This window comes from Mesorhizobium sp. P2_B5 (assembly GCF_056404775.1).
Map to the genome: position 1 here is coordinate 583645 of NZ_JBFUDJ010000001.1, position 13841 is coordinate 597485.

17 protein-coding genes are annotated in these 13841 nt (G+C 63.2%); 7 read left to right on the plus strand and 10 right to left on the minus strand.

Going from position 1 to position 13841, the window contains the following annotated elements; genetic code table 11:
- Nucleotides 1–13 precede the first annotated feature (13 nt).
- The gene (locus AC1D1N_RS02955) at nucleotides 14–139 is read right to left on the minus strand and encodes a hypothetical protein (RefSeq protein WP_477346498.1); all 126 of its coding nucleotides are present in this window, start codon (nucleotides 137–139) and stop codon (nucleotides 14–16) included.
- Nucleotides 140–197: 58 nt separating this feature from the next.
- On the opposite strand from AC1D1N_RS02955, the gene AC1D1N_RS02960 reads away from it, so the two are divergent.
- On the plus strand, nucleotides 198–839 hold the full coding sequence (locus tag AC1D1N_RS02960) for a LysE family translocator (RefSeq protein ID WP_477346500.1): 642 nt from the start codon (nucleotides 198–200) through the stop codon (nucleotides 837–839).
- On the opposite strand, the gene AC1D1N_RS02965 is transcribed toward AC1D1N_RS02960, so the two are convergent.
- The gene (locus tag AC1D1N_RS02965; RefSeq protein ID WP_477346502.1) at nucleotides 811–1284 is read right to left on the minus strand and encodes a hypothetical protein; all 474 of its coding nucleotides are present in this window, start codon (nucleotides 1282–1284) and stop codon (nucleotides 811–813) included. The genes AC1D1N_RS02960 and AC1D1N_RS02965 overlap by 29 nt on opposite strands.
- Nucleotides 1281–2516 carry a dual-specificity RNA methyltransferase RlmN gene (gene rlmN / locus AC1D1N_RS02970; protein ID WP_477346504.1) on the minus strand — a complete coding sequence of 412 codons (1236 nt, stop codon included), beginning with the start codon at nucleotides 2514–2516 and terminating at the stop codon, nucleotides 1281–1283. Before rlmN ends, AC1D1N_RS02965 begins: the two co-directional genes overlap by 4 nt.
- 103 nt (nucleotides 2517–2619) lie before the next feature.
- Between rlmN and AC1D1N_RS02975 the strand changes: the two genes are divergently transcribed.
- Nucleotides 2620–3087 (plus strand): hypothetical protein, encoded by a 468-nt coding sequence (locus tag AC1D1N_RS02975; RefSeq protein WP_477346506.1) that lies wholly within the window; start codon nucleotides 2620–2622, stop codon nucleotides 3085–3087.
- Between the two features lie 165 nt (nucleotides 3088–3252).
- Here the strand turns inward: AC1D1N_RS02975 and AC1D1N_RS02980 are convergent, their stop codons facing one another.
- From AC1D1N_RS02980 to AC1D1N_RS02990, 3 genes are all read right to left on the minus strand, one after another.
- Nucleotides 3253–3756 carry an invasion associated locus B family protein gene (locus tag AC1D1N_RS02980; RefSeq protein ID WP_477268350.1) on the minus strand — a complete coding sequence of 168 codons (504 nt, stop codon included), beginning with the start codon at nucleotides 3754–3756 and terminating at the stop codon, nucleotides 3253–3255.
- 318 nt (nucleotides 3757–4074) lie between these two features.
- Nucleotides 4075–4437 (minus strand): YkvA family protein, encoded by a 363-nt coding sequence (locus AC1D1N_RS02985; RefSeq protein ID WP_477346508.1) that lies wholly within the window; start codon nucleotides 4435–4437, stop codon nucleotides 4075–4077.
- 132 nt (nucleotides 4438–4569) lie between these two features.
- Nucleotides 4570–4866 (minus strand): 4a-hydroxytetrahydrobiopterin dehydratase, encoded by a 297-nt coding sequence (locus AC1D1N_RS02990; RefSeq protein WP_352586466.1) that lies wholly within the window; start codon nucleotides 4864–4866, stop codon nucleotides 4570–4572.
- A 103-nt stretch (nucleotides 4867–4969) separates the two neighbouring features.
- Here AC1D1N_RS02990 and AC1D1N_RS02995 point away from each other — a divergent pair, with 103 nt between their 5' ends.
- On the plus strand, nucleotides 4970–5482 hold the full coding sequence (locus AC1D1N_RS02995) for a low molecular weight protein-tyrosine-phosphatase (protein WP_477346510.1): 513 nt from the start codon (nucleotides 4970–4972) through the stop codon (nucleotides 5480–5482).
- On the opposite strand, the gene thpR is transcribed toward AC1D1N_RS02995, so the two are convergent.
- Together thpR and AC1D1N_RS03005 are read right to left on the minus strand one after the other, a co-directional pair.
- Nucleotides 5386–5982 (minus strand): RNA 2',3'-cyclic phosphodiesterase, encoded by a 597-nt coding sequence (gene thpR / locus AC1D1N_RS03000; RefSeq protein WP_477346512.1) that lies wholly within the window; start codon nucleotides 5980–5982, stop codon nucleotides 5386–5388. The genes AC1D1N_RS02995 and thpR overlap by 97 nt on opposite strands.
- A 138-nt stretch (nucleotides 5983–6120) precedes the next feature.
- Nucleotides 6121–6765, minus strand: a complete 645-nt coding sequence (locus AC1D1N_RS03005) for an arylesterase (protein ID WP_477346514.1) — start codon at nucleotides 6763–6765, stop codon at nucleotides 6121–6123.
- A gap of 85 nt (nucleotides 6766–6850) precedes the next feature.
- Here AC1D1N_RS03005 and AC1D1N_RS03010 point away from each other — a divergent pair, with 85 nt between their 5' ends.
- The 4 genes from AC1D1N_RS03010 (at nucleotide 6851) to AC1D1N_RS03025 (ending at nucleotide 11908) form a co-directional block, all read left to right on the plus strand.
- Entirely contained in the window at nucleotides 6851–7546 is a 696-nt protein-coding gene (locus AC1D1N_RS03010; RefSeq protein ID WP_112560074.1) for an ABC transporter ATP-binding protein, read from the plus strand.
- Nucleotides 7547–7731: 185 nt separating this feature from the next.
- Nucleotides 7732–10230 (plus strand): ABC transporter permease, encoded by a 2499-nt coding sequence (locus AC1D1N_RS03015; RefSeq protein WP_477347363.1) that lies wholly within the window; start codon nucleotides 7732–7734, stop codon nucleotides 10228–10230.
- 240 nt (nucleotides 10231–10470) lie between these two features.
- Nucleotides 10471–11211, plus strand: a complete 741-nt coding sequence (locus AC1D1N_RS03020; RefSeq protein WP_112560076.1) for a Bax inhibitor-1/YccA family protein — start codon at nucleotides 10471–10473, stop codon at nucleotides 11209–11211.
- A gap of 118 nt (nucleotides 11212–11329) precedes the next feature.
- Nucleotides 11330–11908 (plus strand): N-acetyltransferase family protein, encoded by a 579-nt coding sequence (locus AC1D1N_RS03025; protein WP_477346516.1) that lies wholly within the window; start codon nucleotides 11330–11332, stop codon nucleotides 11906–11908.
- A 146-nt stretch (nucleotides 11909–12054) separates the two neighbouring features.
- On the opposite strand, the gene AC1D1N_RS03030 is transcribed toward AC1D1N_RS03025, so the two are convergent.
- Both AC1D1N_RS03030 and AC1D1N_RS03035 read right to left on the minus strand, forming a co-directional pair.
- Nucleotides 12055–12444: a DUF2794 domain-containing protein gene (locus AC1D1N_RS03030; protein ID WP_112560078.1), complete on the minus strand. Its 390-nt coding sequence runs from the start codon at nucleotides 12442–12444 to the stop codon at nucleotides 12055–12057.
- 605 nt (nucleotides 12445–13049) lie between these two features.
- The gene (locus AC1D1N_RS03035) at nucleotides 13050–13829 is read right to left on the minus strand and encodes a DUF1223 domain-containing protein (RefSeq protein WP_477346517.1); all 780 of its coding nucleotides are present in this window, start codon (nucleotides 13827–13829) and stop codon (nucleotides 13050–13052) included.
- Nucleotides 13830–13841 lie beyond the last annotated feature (12 nt).

The window sequence follows — 13841 nt, forward strand, 5'->3', positions numbered from 1 at the left end:
CGCGGGCGAGGTATCACGGGCTTTCCGGCCAGCGCAAGGGACGAACGCCGATCAAGGCTGGACCAGATGCTGCGGCCGTCAGCGGCTGGAACGGGCCAAGCGCCTGCGCTATAGGCTGCGCTTCCTTTTGTTTAAGCATCGGATTCTCCCAAAACCGGCTTCCACTTTTGGGTCCGACGCTCTGCCAGGGGCCGCCAATGTCCTTCATTCCCGACACCACGACGCTGATCCAGTTCGCCGTCGCCACCATGATCCTGGCGATAACGCCGGGGCCAGACATGACGCTGTTCGTCTCGCGCACGCTGAGCCAGGGCCGCGCTGCCGGCATTGCCTCGCTGGTCGGGGCGCTGTGCGGCACGCTGATCCACACCACTTTGGTGGCGGTCGGCATCTCGGCGCTGATCGTCGCCTCGCCAATGGCCTTCCTCGTGCTGAAGATTTTTGGCGCTGCCTATCTCGTCTTCCTGGCCTGGCAGGCGCTCACCAAAGGCTCGGCATTTTCGCCGCAGAAGAAGAGCGGCCCTGAGATTTCGCTGTTCCGCAGTTGGGTCGCCGGGCTCGGCGTCAATCTGCTCAACCCGAAGATCATCCTGTTTTTCATGACGTTTCTGCCGCAGTTCGTCTCGGCGCATGACCCGAACGCACCGGGAAAACTGTTCTTCCTCGGCGTCATGTTCATCGTGCTGTCGATCCCGGTGACGGCGCCGATGGTGTTTGCCGCGGAAAAGTTCTCGGAGGCGATGAAGGCCAGCCCACGCGTCACGCGGGTGGTCGACTATCTCTTTGCCGGGGTGTTTTCGGCTTTCGCGCTCAAGATCCTGACCGCTCAGGCGAAGTAGCGGCCTGCCACCAGCTTCCGGCCCAGCGGCCGGCGCTTAGCCAGTAGAAGATGCCGCCGACCATGCCGCAGCCGATCACGGCGGCGATGGCGTGCGGATCGGTGACGTCGAAATTGATGTCGGCATTCTGGTGGACGAAGCCGAGGAACACCGCGGCCACGATGCCGCCCGCAAGGGCATAGAACAGCCAGTCTCTGCGGCTGAGTATCTCCGAGATCAGGATGACGATGGCCGCCGGCAAGAAGGCGAAATAAGCGATGAACAGCGCCACGAAGGGGATCGAAAAATACAGCGATGCGGTCGCCGTCGGGTGGGCATGTTCCGGCGTGTAGCCGAGCGAGGCCAGGAACAGGACGTTGAGAAAGGCGCTCGCCGCCAGCGAGGCGACGATATAGCCGAACAGGATGACGGCGAAGCGGACGAGATAGGCGATGACGCGGCTCACGCCTCGCCGTGCCCCGCGATCATCATGGCTTCCAGCGCCAGCCGGTCGACCTTGCGCATGCGTTCGGAGTCCGACTTGAGCTGGCCGCAGGCGGCAAGGATATCGCGGCCGCGGGGCGTACGGATCGGCGAAGCGTAGCCGGCATTGTTGATGTAATCGGCAAACTTCTCGATCGTTTCCCAGTCCGAGCACTGGTAGTTGGTGCCCGGCCACGGGTTGAACGGGATCAGGTTGATCTTGGCCGGAATGCCCTTGAGCAGTTTGATCAGCCCCTTGGCGTCCTCGATGGAATCGTTGACATCCTTCAGCATCACATATTCGAAGGTGATGCGCTTGGCGTTGGACAGGCCCGGATAGGCGCGGCAGGCCGCGATCAGTTCCTTCAGCGGATACTTCTTGTTGATCGGCACCAGGAGGTCGCGCAGGTCGTCATTGGTGGCGTGCAGCGAGATCGCCAGCATGACACCGATTTCTTCGCCGGTGCGGAAGATCTCGGGCACGACACCTGAGGTTGACAGCGTGATGCGGCGCTTCGACAGCGACAGGCCGTCGCCGTCGGAGGCGATCAGCAGCGCCTTCTTCACCGCCTCGAAATTGTAGAGCGGCTCGCCCATGCCCATCATAACGATGTTGGAGACTTTGCGGCCCTCGGCCGGCACGATGGCGCCGTCGGGTGTGTCGCGGTCAGGAAAATCGCCGAGCCGGTCGCGGGCGGTGAGCAATTGCGCCAGGATTTCCTCGGCAGTCAGGTTGCGCACCAGCTTCTGCGTGCCGGTGTGGCAGAACGAGCAAGTCAGCGTGCAGCCGACCTGCGAGGAGATGCACAGCGTGCCGCGGCCTTCCTCGGGGATGTAGACGGTCTCGATCTCGACCGGACGGCCGGCGCCGCGCGGCGGAAAGCGGAACAGCCACTTGCGCGTGCCGTCGGAGGAAATCTGTTCCTCGACGATCTCGGGCCGGGCGACGGTGAAATGCTTGTCGAGCTCGGCGCGCAGATCCTTGGAGATGTTGAACATGCCGGCGAAGTTGGAGACGCCGCGCACATACATCCAGTGCCACAGCTGCTGGGCGCGCATTTTTGCCTGGCGCTCGGGCACGATGCCGGCGCCGACAAGGGCTTCGCCGAGCTCGGCCCGGGTCAGGCCGATCAGCGACGGCTTCTCGGCCGATGTGGCACGGGCGCGCAACGCATCGCGTGCGCCCTCAGTGGTGAGATCGAAGGAAAGGGTCATATCAGCGCCAATATAAGCGAATTGCGGCCGATTTCATCCATCGTGCCGGAAATGAAGCGCGGCGCATAGCACAGCTTGCGGCGAGAGTCATGCGGGGCGGCGAATGTTGCGGCCTGCCGATCCCATCGTCCGGCTGACCCGTCGCGGGCGGCGAAGCGCCATCCCCATCGCGGAAAATCGATCACATGTTCGTGTTGGCGTAACGGTTGGCAGTCCATCGCGAAATCTGAAAGGGGGCGACTATGCCTCTGTAAAAATGGGAGTACGCGGAATGCAATCAATCAAGCTTATTGTTGTTGCCGCACTCATCGGCATGTCTGCCGCCCCGGCGTTTGCCGAGGATGCGATGGGAACGATGACCATGATGAAGGGCGGGCAGGTGACGGCGATCATGCCGGACGGCCACATGGGCACCATGATGCCGGATGCCAAGATGGGCGCCGAGATGATGAAGATGGCAAAGCCGATCAAGCACTGCATGATGATGATGACCGACGCCAAGGGCAAAGCCTACATGATCGACACGTCCACCAAGAAAGCCCAAGCCGAATGTGAAAAAATGGCCATGTGAGGTTCGAACCGCCTCGCTTCTCGCATTCCGGCCGGCGCAGGCGTCGGCGGGCTAATCTCGAATGCCTGCGCGAAAGTGGTCTTGAACTGAGTGGCAGTTCGTCAAAAAGCAAAGGCCGGACCTTGCGGCCTGGCCTTCATTCAAATTCCGTCAGGGCCTATTGGCCTACTTGCACTTTGCGATCGACGTCAGCGCGGCCGAGATGCCCTTCAGCGAAAACACATAGGTCGTCGTGTTGCCGCGGCCCGACTTCGCCGACACCTTCATGTCGGTGCCGGTCTTCATGGCGGCGATCAGCACCGGCTCTTCGGCGGCGTTCTCCACCCAGGCCGACTTGCCGCGGGTGAACATCGAGAACGACTTCTTGTCGATGGTGACGGTGGCCTTGGAGCCTTCCTGGAAGGTGTAGCCGGCGATGAATTGCGGCTCGTAGGACACCTGCTGGCCCGGCCGCTGGCTGACGAAGAAGAACATGTCACCATGATCGAGCGTCGGCGGCTGCTTGTCGGTCGGCACGGTCAGGACGTAGCAGACCTTGCCGCCCTGCGCCTGATAGCTGTAGGTGCCCCAGGCGTTGTGCTGGCCAATCTTGGTCGCCTGCTGCGCCAGCGCCGGCGCTGCAGAGGCCACCAGGACCAGGCTCGAGACTAGTGCAATCAATCCGCGCATCGCTTTTCCCGTATTCCAAATGGTGCGGGGGCAGGCCGGCTTGGCGTCCTGCCCGTCGCTTCATTTTGATTTAATCTGGGTTACCAAACGGTGAATTTCCCTCGGAAAAGGACATTCACCCATGGAAACCACCGCCATTTCCGCGCCGCTTGTTGAAAAACGGCTTTCGCAATGTCCCTGCGGCGACTTGGAGGCCACGAAAGCGGCAAGAGTTTGACTTTTTCAACGGCCGCAGCGGAACCCGAAGCCAAGCCGCTATCGCCCTGTTTGAACGCCGGATTTCTGGAAAACAAGTTCGCTGATGGGACGGCCGCCGGTTCAGCTCTTGTCGGCGATCGCTTCCTTGGCGGCCTTGCGATGGGCAGGCGTGATATGGGTGCTGACGGCAGTGATCGCTGCGGTCAGCACAGCGATGTCGTCGGTGAAGCCGAGGCCGAGGACGAAATCGGGGATGACGTCGACCGGCAGTACGAAATAGCCGAGCGCGGCGAGCAATATGCCCTTGGCGCGCAAAGGCGTCTTCTTGTCGAGCGCGCAGTAATAGGCGGCGACCACCTCTTCCATGAAGGGTATCTGCCGCGCCGCCTTCTTGGCCGTGCGCCAGAATTTCGCGCGCACTTCGCTTTCATCGCCCAGCCTGTTGCCGAAGCCGAAGAAATCAAAACCGGGTTGTTGCGCCATCAATGTCTCCTCTGCTGGCTGTCGCGCACCGTGTTGCGCGCGGCCGGCACGGGAAAATGTGGTGAAAGTGCCGGTCCGCTACAAGAGGACGACGCCGATTTGCCGGCACTGGCGCGTTGCAACGCTGCGCTGTCAGCCGCCGAAATAGCCGTTCATCTTCTTGGCTAGCGCGATGTCGAGCGCGGTGACGCCGCCGGCGTCGTGGGTGTTCAGCGTCACGTCGACGGTCTTGTAGACATTCGACCAGTCGGGGTGATGGTCCATCTTCTCCGCGGCCAAAGCGACGCGGGTCATGAAGGCGAAGGCTTCGGAAAAGTTCTTGAAGACGAAGCTGCGTTTGATGGAAGCGCCGTCCGCGGCCAGCGACCAGCCGCCCAGTTCGGCCAGTGCAGCTGTAATGGCGTCCTTGCTGAGTTTCTCTCTCGTCATGATGATGTCCTGTGCTATCCCGATCTTGACCCTCACCATAATGCAAGTCGCCCAAACGTGCCTTGCGTTTTGGGATCCCAAATGCACAAACGGCGCATATCGAATGAGCATAAAGCCGATAAATTCCATTCTGTTCGTCTGCCTCGGCAACATCTGCCGCTCGCCACTCGCCGAAGGCGTGTTTCGCGCCGTGCTGGCCGAGCGGGGCCGCGCCATGATGCTGGACTCGGCCGCGACCGGCGGCTGGAACCTCGGCGAAGCACCCGACCCGCGTTCGGTCGCGGTCGCTGCCCGCCACGGCATCGACATTTCCGGGCAGCGGGCGCGCAAGGTCCGGCCGGAGGATTTTGCCCGCTTCGACCTGATCCTCGGTATGGACCGGCAGAATGTCCGAGACCTGAAGGTGATGGCGCCGGCCGGTGCCGGCGAACGCATCCATCTGCTTGCGGAGTTCGCGCAGGGAAAAGCCCGCGACGTGCCGGATCCCTATTACGACGAGGCGGAAGCCTTCGCTTCGGTCTACCGCATGATCCGCGAAGCGTCGGAGGCGCTGGCAAAGCTGCTTGAGGAGCGCGCATCGGCGCCGGACAGCGGCCAGGCTTCCTCGACGATGTAGGGGCCGCCGCCGACCGAATCGCGCGACGACATCAAGACGAAGCGGCCGACGCGAAACGGCAGTGTCGAGAAATTGCCGCGCGCCGACAGATATTGCGCGACGTCGAGCGGGCTCGAATTGCGCAGCCGCGCCAGCGTCACATGCGGTGTGAATTTGCGCGGGTCTGCCGGCAGACCGAGCCGCTGGCAGATACGGTCGATCTCGCCTTGCAGTGCGGAAAGGTCGGGCGAGGCGAAAACGCCGGCCCAGACGGCGTGCGGCTTTTTCTGGCCGAAGGCGCCGACCCCGGACAGCGTCAGCGAGAAGGATTGGCGGTGAACCCGGTCGAGCGCGTTGGCGATCTCGTCAGCGACATGGCCTTCGACATCGCCGATGAAGCGCAGCGTCATGTGGTAGTTTTCGACATCGATCCAGCGGGCCCCGGGCAGGCCGCCCCGCAAAAGGGACAGCGAAAGCGCGGCGTCACGCGGTATTTCGAGGGCGGTGAAAAGACGCGGCATGGTGAGCCTCCCTTCCTCGAATCGAACTATGCCCCTACCGAATCATCGATATTCAAGCAGGGCAAGTGGTTTGTTGGTCACAGGCTTTCCCTAATGTTTCCCTGACGGAAGGCCGCGCCGGGAGCGAATGTCCCGGCCTCAGGCGCCGCCCTCGACCGCTGCAATTGCCTTTTCCGCGGTGGGCAGGATGCGCTCGACCATGCGGTCGACGCCCTTGGCATTGGGGTGCAGGCCGTCCTCGAGTTGGAACCCGCTCTCGCCGGCAACGCCATCGAGAAAGAACGGATAGAGCGGCACATCGTATTTCCCGGCCAGCTTCGGATAGATCGCATCGAAGGCGCTCTGATAGTCGGCGCCGAGATTTGGCGCGGCGCGCATGCCGGCCAGAAGCACGGCGATCTTGCGCGCCTTCAGCTTCGCCAGCATGTCGTCCAGGTTCTTTTCAGTAATGCTGGGCGAGACGCCGCGCAGCATGTCGTTGGCGCCGAGTTCTAGGATGACAAGCTTGGTGCCGTCCGGCACCGACCAGTCGAGCCGCGACAGGCCACCGCTCGACGTATCGCCGGAAACGCCGGCATTGGCGACGCTCACATCAAGGCCCTTGGCGCGAAGGGCTGCCTGCAATTTGTCGGTGAAGCCTTCGCCAGGCCCGAGGCCAAAGCCCGCCATCAGGCTGTCGCCGAAGCCGACGACGGTGAATGTCTCGGCCCGCGCCGACGAAATGGCGCCGCAAAGGGTGAGGAAAAGGATGAGCCCTGCGGCAATCGAGCGTTTGAAAGACATGCGGCAGGCCCCATATGACCAAGAATTCTTCCGGCGACGGCTTCCGGCAGGCAGAGCCTTCATCTCCATATAGGACGCTTTAATTGTGACAGAAGCCGTCATCGAGCTGAAAGACATATCCCTGACCCTCGGCCAAGGCGCGTCGTCCGTGCATGTCCTGAAAGGCGTCAGCCTCGACGTGACGCGCGGCGAGGCGACCGGCATTGTCGGTCCCTCAGGATCCGGCAAGTCGACCTTGCTGATGGTTCTGGCCGGACTGGAGCGGGTCGATTCGGGCACGGTGCGCATCGCCGGCGAATTGCTTAACGGCAAAAGCGAGGATCAGATCGCATCGTTTCGGGGCCGAAACATCGGCATCGTCTTTCAGTCCTTCCATCTCATTCCCAATATGACGGCGCTGGAAAATGTCGCCGTGCCGCTGGAGCTGGCCGGCCACGCCGATCCGTTCGGCGTGGCCGCGCGTGAACTGGCAGCCGTAGGCCTCAGCGACCGCGTCACCCACTATCCCGGCGAACTCTCCGGCGGCGAACAGCAGCGCGTGGCGATTGCGCGGGCGCTGGCACCCGCGCCGCGCATTCTCATCGCCGACGAACCGACCGGCAATCTCGACCAGGCGACGGGGCGGCAGGTCGCCGACCTTTTGTTCGCCAAGGCGGCCGAGCGCGGCATGACGCTGGTGCTGGTCACTCATGATCCGGCCCTTGCGGCGCGCTGCTCGCGCCAGGTGTCGATGCGCTCGGGCCGCATCGAGGATGCGCCTCTGCTCAAAGTGACGGCGTAGCCATGGTGGAAAAGACCCCCTCATCCGGCCCTTCGGGCCACCTTCTCCCCGGTGGGGGGAAGAGGCTGACGCCGGCGCTGGTGACCTCTTCTCCCCTCGGGGAGAAGGTGGCCGCGAAGCGGCCGGATGAGGGGGCGACCTGGCTCCGCACCCTGAAACTCGCGTTCCGCTTTTCGCTGCGCGAGATGCGCGGTGGGCTGTCCGGCTTCATGATTTTCCTGGCCTGCATCGCACTTGGCGTCGCGGCGATCGGCGGCGTCAATTCGGTGGCGCAGGCGATCACCGCCGGCGTTGCCGACCAGGGCCAGACGCTGCTCGGCGGCGATCTGCGCTTCCAGATCAACCAGCGCGATACGACGCCGGCCGAAAGCGCCTTCCTCGGTGGCCTGGGTGCTGTGTCGCACAGCGCCAACATGCGCTCGATGGCGCGGCTCGAGGACGGCTCCGACCAGGCGCTGGTCGAGGCCAAGGCAGTCGACGACGCCTATCCGCTCTATGGCGCGCTGCAGACCGAGCCGCAGCTTGGCAGACAGGATCTGTTCGGTGAGAAATCCGGAATCTTCGGCGCCGTGGCGCCCGACCTGCTGTTCGATCGGCTCAATGTGAAGATCGGCGATCGGTTGAAACTCGGCAGCGCGACATTCGAATTGCGCGCCAGGCTGGTGAGCGAGCCGGACGCGGTGTCGGATGGATTCGGCTTCGCGCCGCGGCTGATGGTCTCGACCGCGGGGCTTGCCGCGTCGGGGCTGATCCAGCCGGGCAGCCTGGTCGAGAATGCCTACAAGGTTCGCCTACCGGCCCGCGCTAGCGAGGCCGATCTCAAAAGCATCCAGAAACGGGCCGCGAGCGATTTCCCCGAAGCCGGCTGGTCGATCCGCACGCGCTCCAACGCCGCACCCGCACTGTCCTCCAACATCGAACGCTTCTCGCAGTTCCTGACGCTGGTCGGGCTGACGGCGCTGGTGGTCGGCGGCGTCGGCGTCGCCAATGCAGTGCGCGCCTATCTCGACGGCAAGCGCGGCGTCATCGCCACCTTCAAGAGCCTTGGCGCTTCGGGCGGCTTCGTCTTCACCGTCTATCTCGTACAGATCCTGATGATCGCCGGCCTCGGCATCGTGCTCGGCCTCATCCTCGGCGCCGCCATGCCGTTCGCGGCGAGTGCCGCGCTGCAGTCGGTCATTCCGGTTCCGGCCGAAGGCGGCTTCTATCCCGGCGCGCTGGCTCTTGCCGCGCTGTTCGGGCTGCTGGTGACGCTGGCGTTCGCGCTGCTGCCGCTCGGCCGCGCCCGCGATGTGCCGGCAACGGCGCTGTTTCGCGAAATGGGGTTTGAGGGCCGCGGTTTTCCGCGCCTGCCCTACCTTGCGGCGGCGGTCGGCATCGCGCTCGCTTTGGCCGCCTTGGCGATCCTGTTTTCCGGTGACCAGCGCATCGCCTCGATCTTCGTCGGCGCGACGATCTTTGCTTTTCTGGTGCTGCGCCTCGTCGGCGCTCTGGTGCAATGGATGGCGCGCAAAAGCCCGCGCGTGCGCTCGGTCGCGCTCAGACTCGCCATCGGCAACATCCACCGGCCCGGCGCGCTGACGCCTTCCGTCGTGCTGTCGCTGGGGCTCGGGCTGACGCTCTTGGTGACGTTGGCGCTGATCGACGGCAATCTCAGGCAGCAGATCTCAGGCAGCCTGCTGGAGCGGGCGCCGAATTTCTTCTTCGTCGACATCCAGAACGGCGATGTCGACGCCTTCTCGGCGCTGGTCGGCAAAGAGGCGCCCAAGGGCACGCTGGTCAAGGTGCCGATGCTGCGCGGCCGGGTGATGGCGCTGAACGGCATCGATGTCGACAAGGCCAATGTGCCGGCGGAAGGCGCCTGGGTGCTGCGCGGCGATCGCGGCCTGACTTATGACGCCAAGCAGCCCGCCAATGCGACATTGACCGAAGGCAGCTGGTGGCCGGACGGCTATACCGGCGAGCCATTGGTTTCGTTTTCCAACGATGAAGGCAAGGCGCTCGGGCTGAAACTCGGTGACACCGTCACCGTCAATGTGCTGGGCCGCAACGTGACGGCCAGGATCGCCAATTTCCGCGAGGTGCAATGGGAGACGATGGGCATCAATTTCGTCATGGTGTTCTCGCCCAACGCTTTTGCCGGCGCCCCGCATGGCTGGCTGGCGACGCTGACCGAGAAGGACGCGTCGGTAGCGGATGACGCGCGCCTGCTCAACGCCGTCACCCGTGCCTTTCCGGCGGTGACGACGGTCCGCGTCAAGGACGCGCTCGATATCGTCAACCGACTGGTCGGCCAACTCGGCACGGCGATCCGGGCTGCGGCCGGCGTGGCGCTGATCGCTTCGGTGCTGGTGCTGGCCGGCGCGCTCGCGGCCGGCAACCGCGCCCGCATCCACGATGCCGTGGTGCTGAAGACGCTGGGGGCCACGAGACGGACGCTGATCACGGCGTTTTCGCTCGAATATATGCTGATCGGGTTGGCCACCGCGGTGTTCGCGCTTGCCGCCGGCGGCATCGCGGCCTGGTACATCGTCGCCCGCATCATGACGCTGCCATCACATTTCATGCCGGAGGTGGCGGTGGCGACTTTGGTGTTTGCGCTGGCGATCACCGTCGGCATCGGCCTTGCCGGCACCTGGCGGGTGCTCGGCCACAAGGCGGCGCCGGTGCTGCGCGACCTCTAGGTCTCAAGCGGCAAAGCCGGCCGAATCCGGCCGTTTCCGATTAAATCTTGGTAATGCAGCGGCCGCGAAAGCCCGGAAAACCGGCTTTCGGCGATTCACCAAGCGTTGCAGCCCGTAACGGTCTTGTTCTTGACGTCAAGAACCATCATATTTCGCCACAGGCATGCTGGAGCCCCGCCAGCGGCGCCCAGGTCCGGAAAGGCCTGACACCGTACGGGGCAGAAGCAACAGAGGATTCCAATGGCTGAGCCCATTCGCAATTACCAGACTTCGGCCGTGCCGGGCGCACGCGCCGACATTGACCAGGGCCTGCGCAGCTACATGCTGAAGGTCTACAATTTGATGGGGCTTGGTCTCCTCATCACCGGCATCGCCGCCTGGGGCGCTTTCCAGCTCGCCGTCACCGGCGACGGACAGCTGACCGCTTTCGGCACGCTGATCTATGCCAGCGCCTTCCGCTGGGTGGTCATCCTGGCCCCGCTCGCCGCGGTCTTCTTCCTGTCGTTCAGGATCCAGTCGATGAGCGTGGCCGCGGCGCAGACAACCTTCTGGGTCTATTCGGGCCTGGTCGGCCTGTCGCTGTCGACCATCTTCCTGGTCTACACCGGCGCCTCGATCACCCAGACCTTCTTCGCCACGGCGGCCGCCTTCGGCGGACTGTCGCTCTATGGCTACACGACCAAGCGTGATCTTTCGGCGTTCGGCTCGTTCCTGGTCATGGGCGTCGTCGGCCTGGTGATCGCCATGCTGATCAACATCTTCCTGCAGTCGTCGGCGCTCGGCTTCGCCATCTCGGCGATCGGCGTGCTGATCTTCGCCGGCCTCACCGCCTATGACACGCAGACCATCAAGGAAATGTACTACGAAGGCGACCAGGCCGACGTCGCCGGTCGCAAGGCGATCATGGGCGCGTTGAGGCTCTATCTCGACTTCATCAACCTGTTCATGTTCCTGCTGCAGTTCATGGGCGATCGTCGCTAAGCGGTCTCCATCCAGGCAACTGGACCAGCTGATATCGAAAGGGCGGCCTAACGGCCGCCCTTTTCTTTTGTGCCGGCCTTTGCTGTGATGCCAGGCAGATGAATCGTTTGCACAAATTATGAGCATTATTACCATACGAGCGGCGCTGGAGGGCGACCTCGACCGAATCACCGAGATCTACGCCGATGCGGTGAGGCATGGCACGGCGAGCTATGAACTGGAGCCGCCGAGCCGTGCCGAGATGGGCGCGCGCTTCGACAGTCTGACAACTGGCGGCTTTCCCTATCTGGTGGCGGAAAAGGACGGCGGGCTGCTTGGCTACGCCTATGCTGGCGCGTTCCGCCCGCGCCCAGCCTACCGCTTCATCGTCGAGGATTCGGTCTATGTCGCGCCTGGCGCCAAGGGCCAGGGCGTCGGGCTGCTGCTGATGCAGGCGCTGATCGAGGCGTGCCGGGTCGCGGGTTTTCGCCAGATCATCGCTGTGATCGGCGACGGTCACGCCGACAGCGCGTCGGTTCGGTTGCATGAAAAGCTTGGCTTTCGCCATTCCGGCCGTCTGGAAGGTTCCGGCTACAAGCATGGGCGCTGGCTGGACACGGTGTTCATGCAGCTGCCGCTGAATGGCGGGGCAACGGCTCCGCCCGATCCGGATTCGCTGCCGGAGCGGAAATTTCGCAAGAGTCTTGGCGGGAAGTGAGTGGGGTTGACGAACTTAGGAACTGGAGAATTGATGAACTGAAGAATTGGAGAAAGGGACTCAGTCCTGGCGTAGTCCCGTCTTCTCGACTCCTCAGCTCTCTATTTCTTCAATTCCCCAATTCCTAAGTTCTTCAATTCCCCAACTCAGGCCTCGACAACTTTCAGCTTGGGATCGAACACGCCGAGCACGCGGCCGAGTTCCTGGCCGCGCTTGAGGATGCGGCCGCCGGCAGCGATGACGGCGAACGCGCCTTGCCGGCGCGCCAGTTTCGGATCCTTGACGATCTGGAACAGCGGCACTTCGCTGGCTCGGCGGAAGACCGAAAACACAGCGCGATCAGCGAGATGATCGATGGCGTAGTCGCGCCATTCATTGGCGGCGACCATGCGTCCGTAGAGCCTCAATATCTCATCGAGTTCACGCCGGTCGAAGCGAACCGGCTGGTCGAGGCGTTCGCGTCGCGCCTCCTGCAGCGGGATCAATATTGCGGATGAGTCCCCATCCTCCGCTCCACCGCTGCTGCGATCGGTCATACCGCGATCCCTTTAAAAATGAATCTCGCTTGCAGAAGTTGGCGTGTTCGCGGTGGAATTGCAAGACCCGGCTAACCATCCCGGGGCTGCGCTGTTTTCGCAACGTCCAGTCACTTTTATAAAACGCGGTGTTTGAATTGGTGATGCTCCGCCACATTCCTGCCTTATTTTATCCGCGCTCATGCCCCAATGTCCGACGAATTTACCGGCGTTGCCTGAGACGGTTCGGTCCGGCACCGGCTCGTAAACCCCAAGCCCCCCGCCCACGGGTCTGCGTCGGATCGAACCAACCTCGGACTTTCCTTAGGGAGAGACCGGGTGCGACGATCCCAAAACCTAAATGACCGACGTCAGAAGCAAGCTGACGTCGGTTTTTTGTTGGCCGACGCCAATGCGCTTGTTGCGTCGCGATCCTTCACACCCCTCTCTGTCCTGCCGGACATCTCCCCCGCAAGGGTGAAATCAGATTTTCGCGATTGCTGTCGCCAAACTCAAACGTCGGACAGGAAATGGCGAAGCTGCCAATCTCCCTCCTTGCGGGGGAGATGTCCGGCAGGCCCGAGGGGGGTGCTGCCCCCCGATATCAAAGAGTCTGGACCAGCCTTTTACGGCTTGTGAATAAACGCGGCGCCCAAAATCGGACCGGGAAGGCCGTCCTTACCGACCGATTGCAGCAGCACGGCGCAGCCGCCTTTCTTGGCGATCTCGGTCATCGGCAACTCGTAGCGCTGCGCCTTGCCGTGCCACATGCCGGCGGTCTGGATGCCGGTGACGGCGTTCCAGTAGGTCATGCTGCGGCCGGTGTTCTCGCCCTTGGCGATGGTAACCGTCTGCGGCGGTTCGAAATAGACGATGACGACATGGGCGTCGCTCGGGCCGCTGCCGGCGTCGCCGGTATCGATCATGACGCGGTCGCTGGTGCGGCTGACCTTGATGCTGACCCGCATGCCTTCGCCCGACTTCTCCATGCGGGCAAGCGCACCGTCGACCTCCCTGCGGCTGGCGCCGTTGACATGGCTGCGACCATTGATGACTGCTTGCGGCGTGTACACCGAGCGGGTGCCGAAGGCGCGCATATAGTCATATTGCCGGTCGGTGTTATCCTTGCTGCTCAGCGTATCCTGCCAGCCGAGATAGTCCCAGTAATTGACGTGATAGGCGAGCGCGACCACGTTGTCCTTGGCTGCCAGCTCGGCAAAGAAAGCGTCGGCCGGCGGACAGGAGTTACAGCCCTGGCTGGTGAAAAGCTCGACGACGCCCAAGGGTTTGTCGGTCTGGGGCTTCTCGGCCTGGGTGGTTCCCGATTCCTCGGCCAACCCGGTCCCGGCAAGCGCCGAGAAGGCCAGCGCGAAAGCCGCAAGCCGTAAAGGTTGTCGAGGTGCCATGGCCGTTCCGAT

Coding starts and splice junctions, on each gene's coding strand:
- AC1D1N_RS02955 (WP_477346498.1), bottom strand. CDS start 139: ATGCTTAAACAAAAGGAAGCGCAGCCTATAGCGCAGGCGCTTGGCCCG.
- AC1D1N_RS02960 (WP_477346500.1), top strand. CDS start 198: ATGTCCTTCATTCCCGACACCACGACGCTGATCCAGTTCGCCGTCGCC.
- rlmN (WP_477346504.1), bottom strand. CDS start 2,516: ATGACCCTTTCCTTCGATCTCACCACTGAGGGCGCACGCGATGCGTTG.
- AC1D1N_RS02975 (WP_477346506.1), top strand. CDS start 2,620: ATGTTGCGGCCTGCCGATCCCATCGTCCGGCTGACCCGTCGCGGGCGG.
- AC1D1N_RS02980 (WP_477268350.1), bottom strand. CDS start 3,756: ATGCGCGGATTGATTGCACTAGTCTCGAGCCTGGTCCTGGTGGCCTCT.
- AC1D1N_RS02985 (WP_477346508.1), bottom strand. CDS start 4,437: ATGGCGCAACAACCCGGTTTTGATTTCTTCGGCTTCGGCAACAGGCTG.
- AC1D1N_RS02990 (WP_352586466.1), bottom strand. CDS start 4,866: ATGACGAGAGAGAAACTCAGCAAGGACGCCATTACAGCTGCACTGGCC.
- AC1D1N_RS02995 (WP_477346510.1), top strand. CDS start 4,970: ATGAGCATAAAGCCGATAAATTCCATTCTGTTCGTCTGCCTCGGCAAC.
- thpR (WP_477346512.1), bottom strand. CDS start 5,982: ATGCCGCGTCTTTTCACCGCCCTCGAAATACCGCGTGACGCCGCGCTT.
- AC1D1N_RS03005 (WP_477346514.1), bottom strand. CDS start 6,765: ATGTCTTTCAAACGCTCGATTGCCGCAGGGCTCATCCTTTTCCTCACC.
- AC1D1N_RS03015 (WP_477347363.1), top strand. CDS start 7,732: ATGCGCGGTGGGCTGTCCGGCTTCATGATTTTCCTGGCCTGCATCGCA.
- AC1D1N_RS03020 (WP_112560076.1), top strand. CDS start 10,471: ATGGCTGAGCCCATTCGCAATTACCAGACTTCGGCCGTGCCGGGCGCA.
- AC1D1N_RS03025 (WP_477346516.1), top strand. CDS start 11,330: ATGAGCATTATTACCATACGAGCGGCGCTGGAGGGCGACCTCGACCGA.
- AC1D1N_RS03030 (WP_112560078.1), bottom strand. CDS start 12,444: ATGACCGATCGCAGCAGCGGTGGAGCGGAGGATGGGGACTCATCCGCA.
- AC1D1N_RS03035 (WP_477346517.1), bottom strand. CDS start 13,829: ATGGCACCTCGACAACCTTTACGGCTTGCGGCTTTCGCGCTGGCCTTC.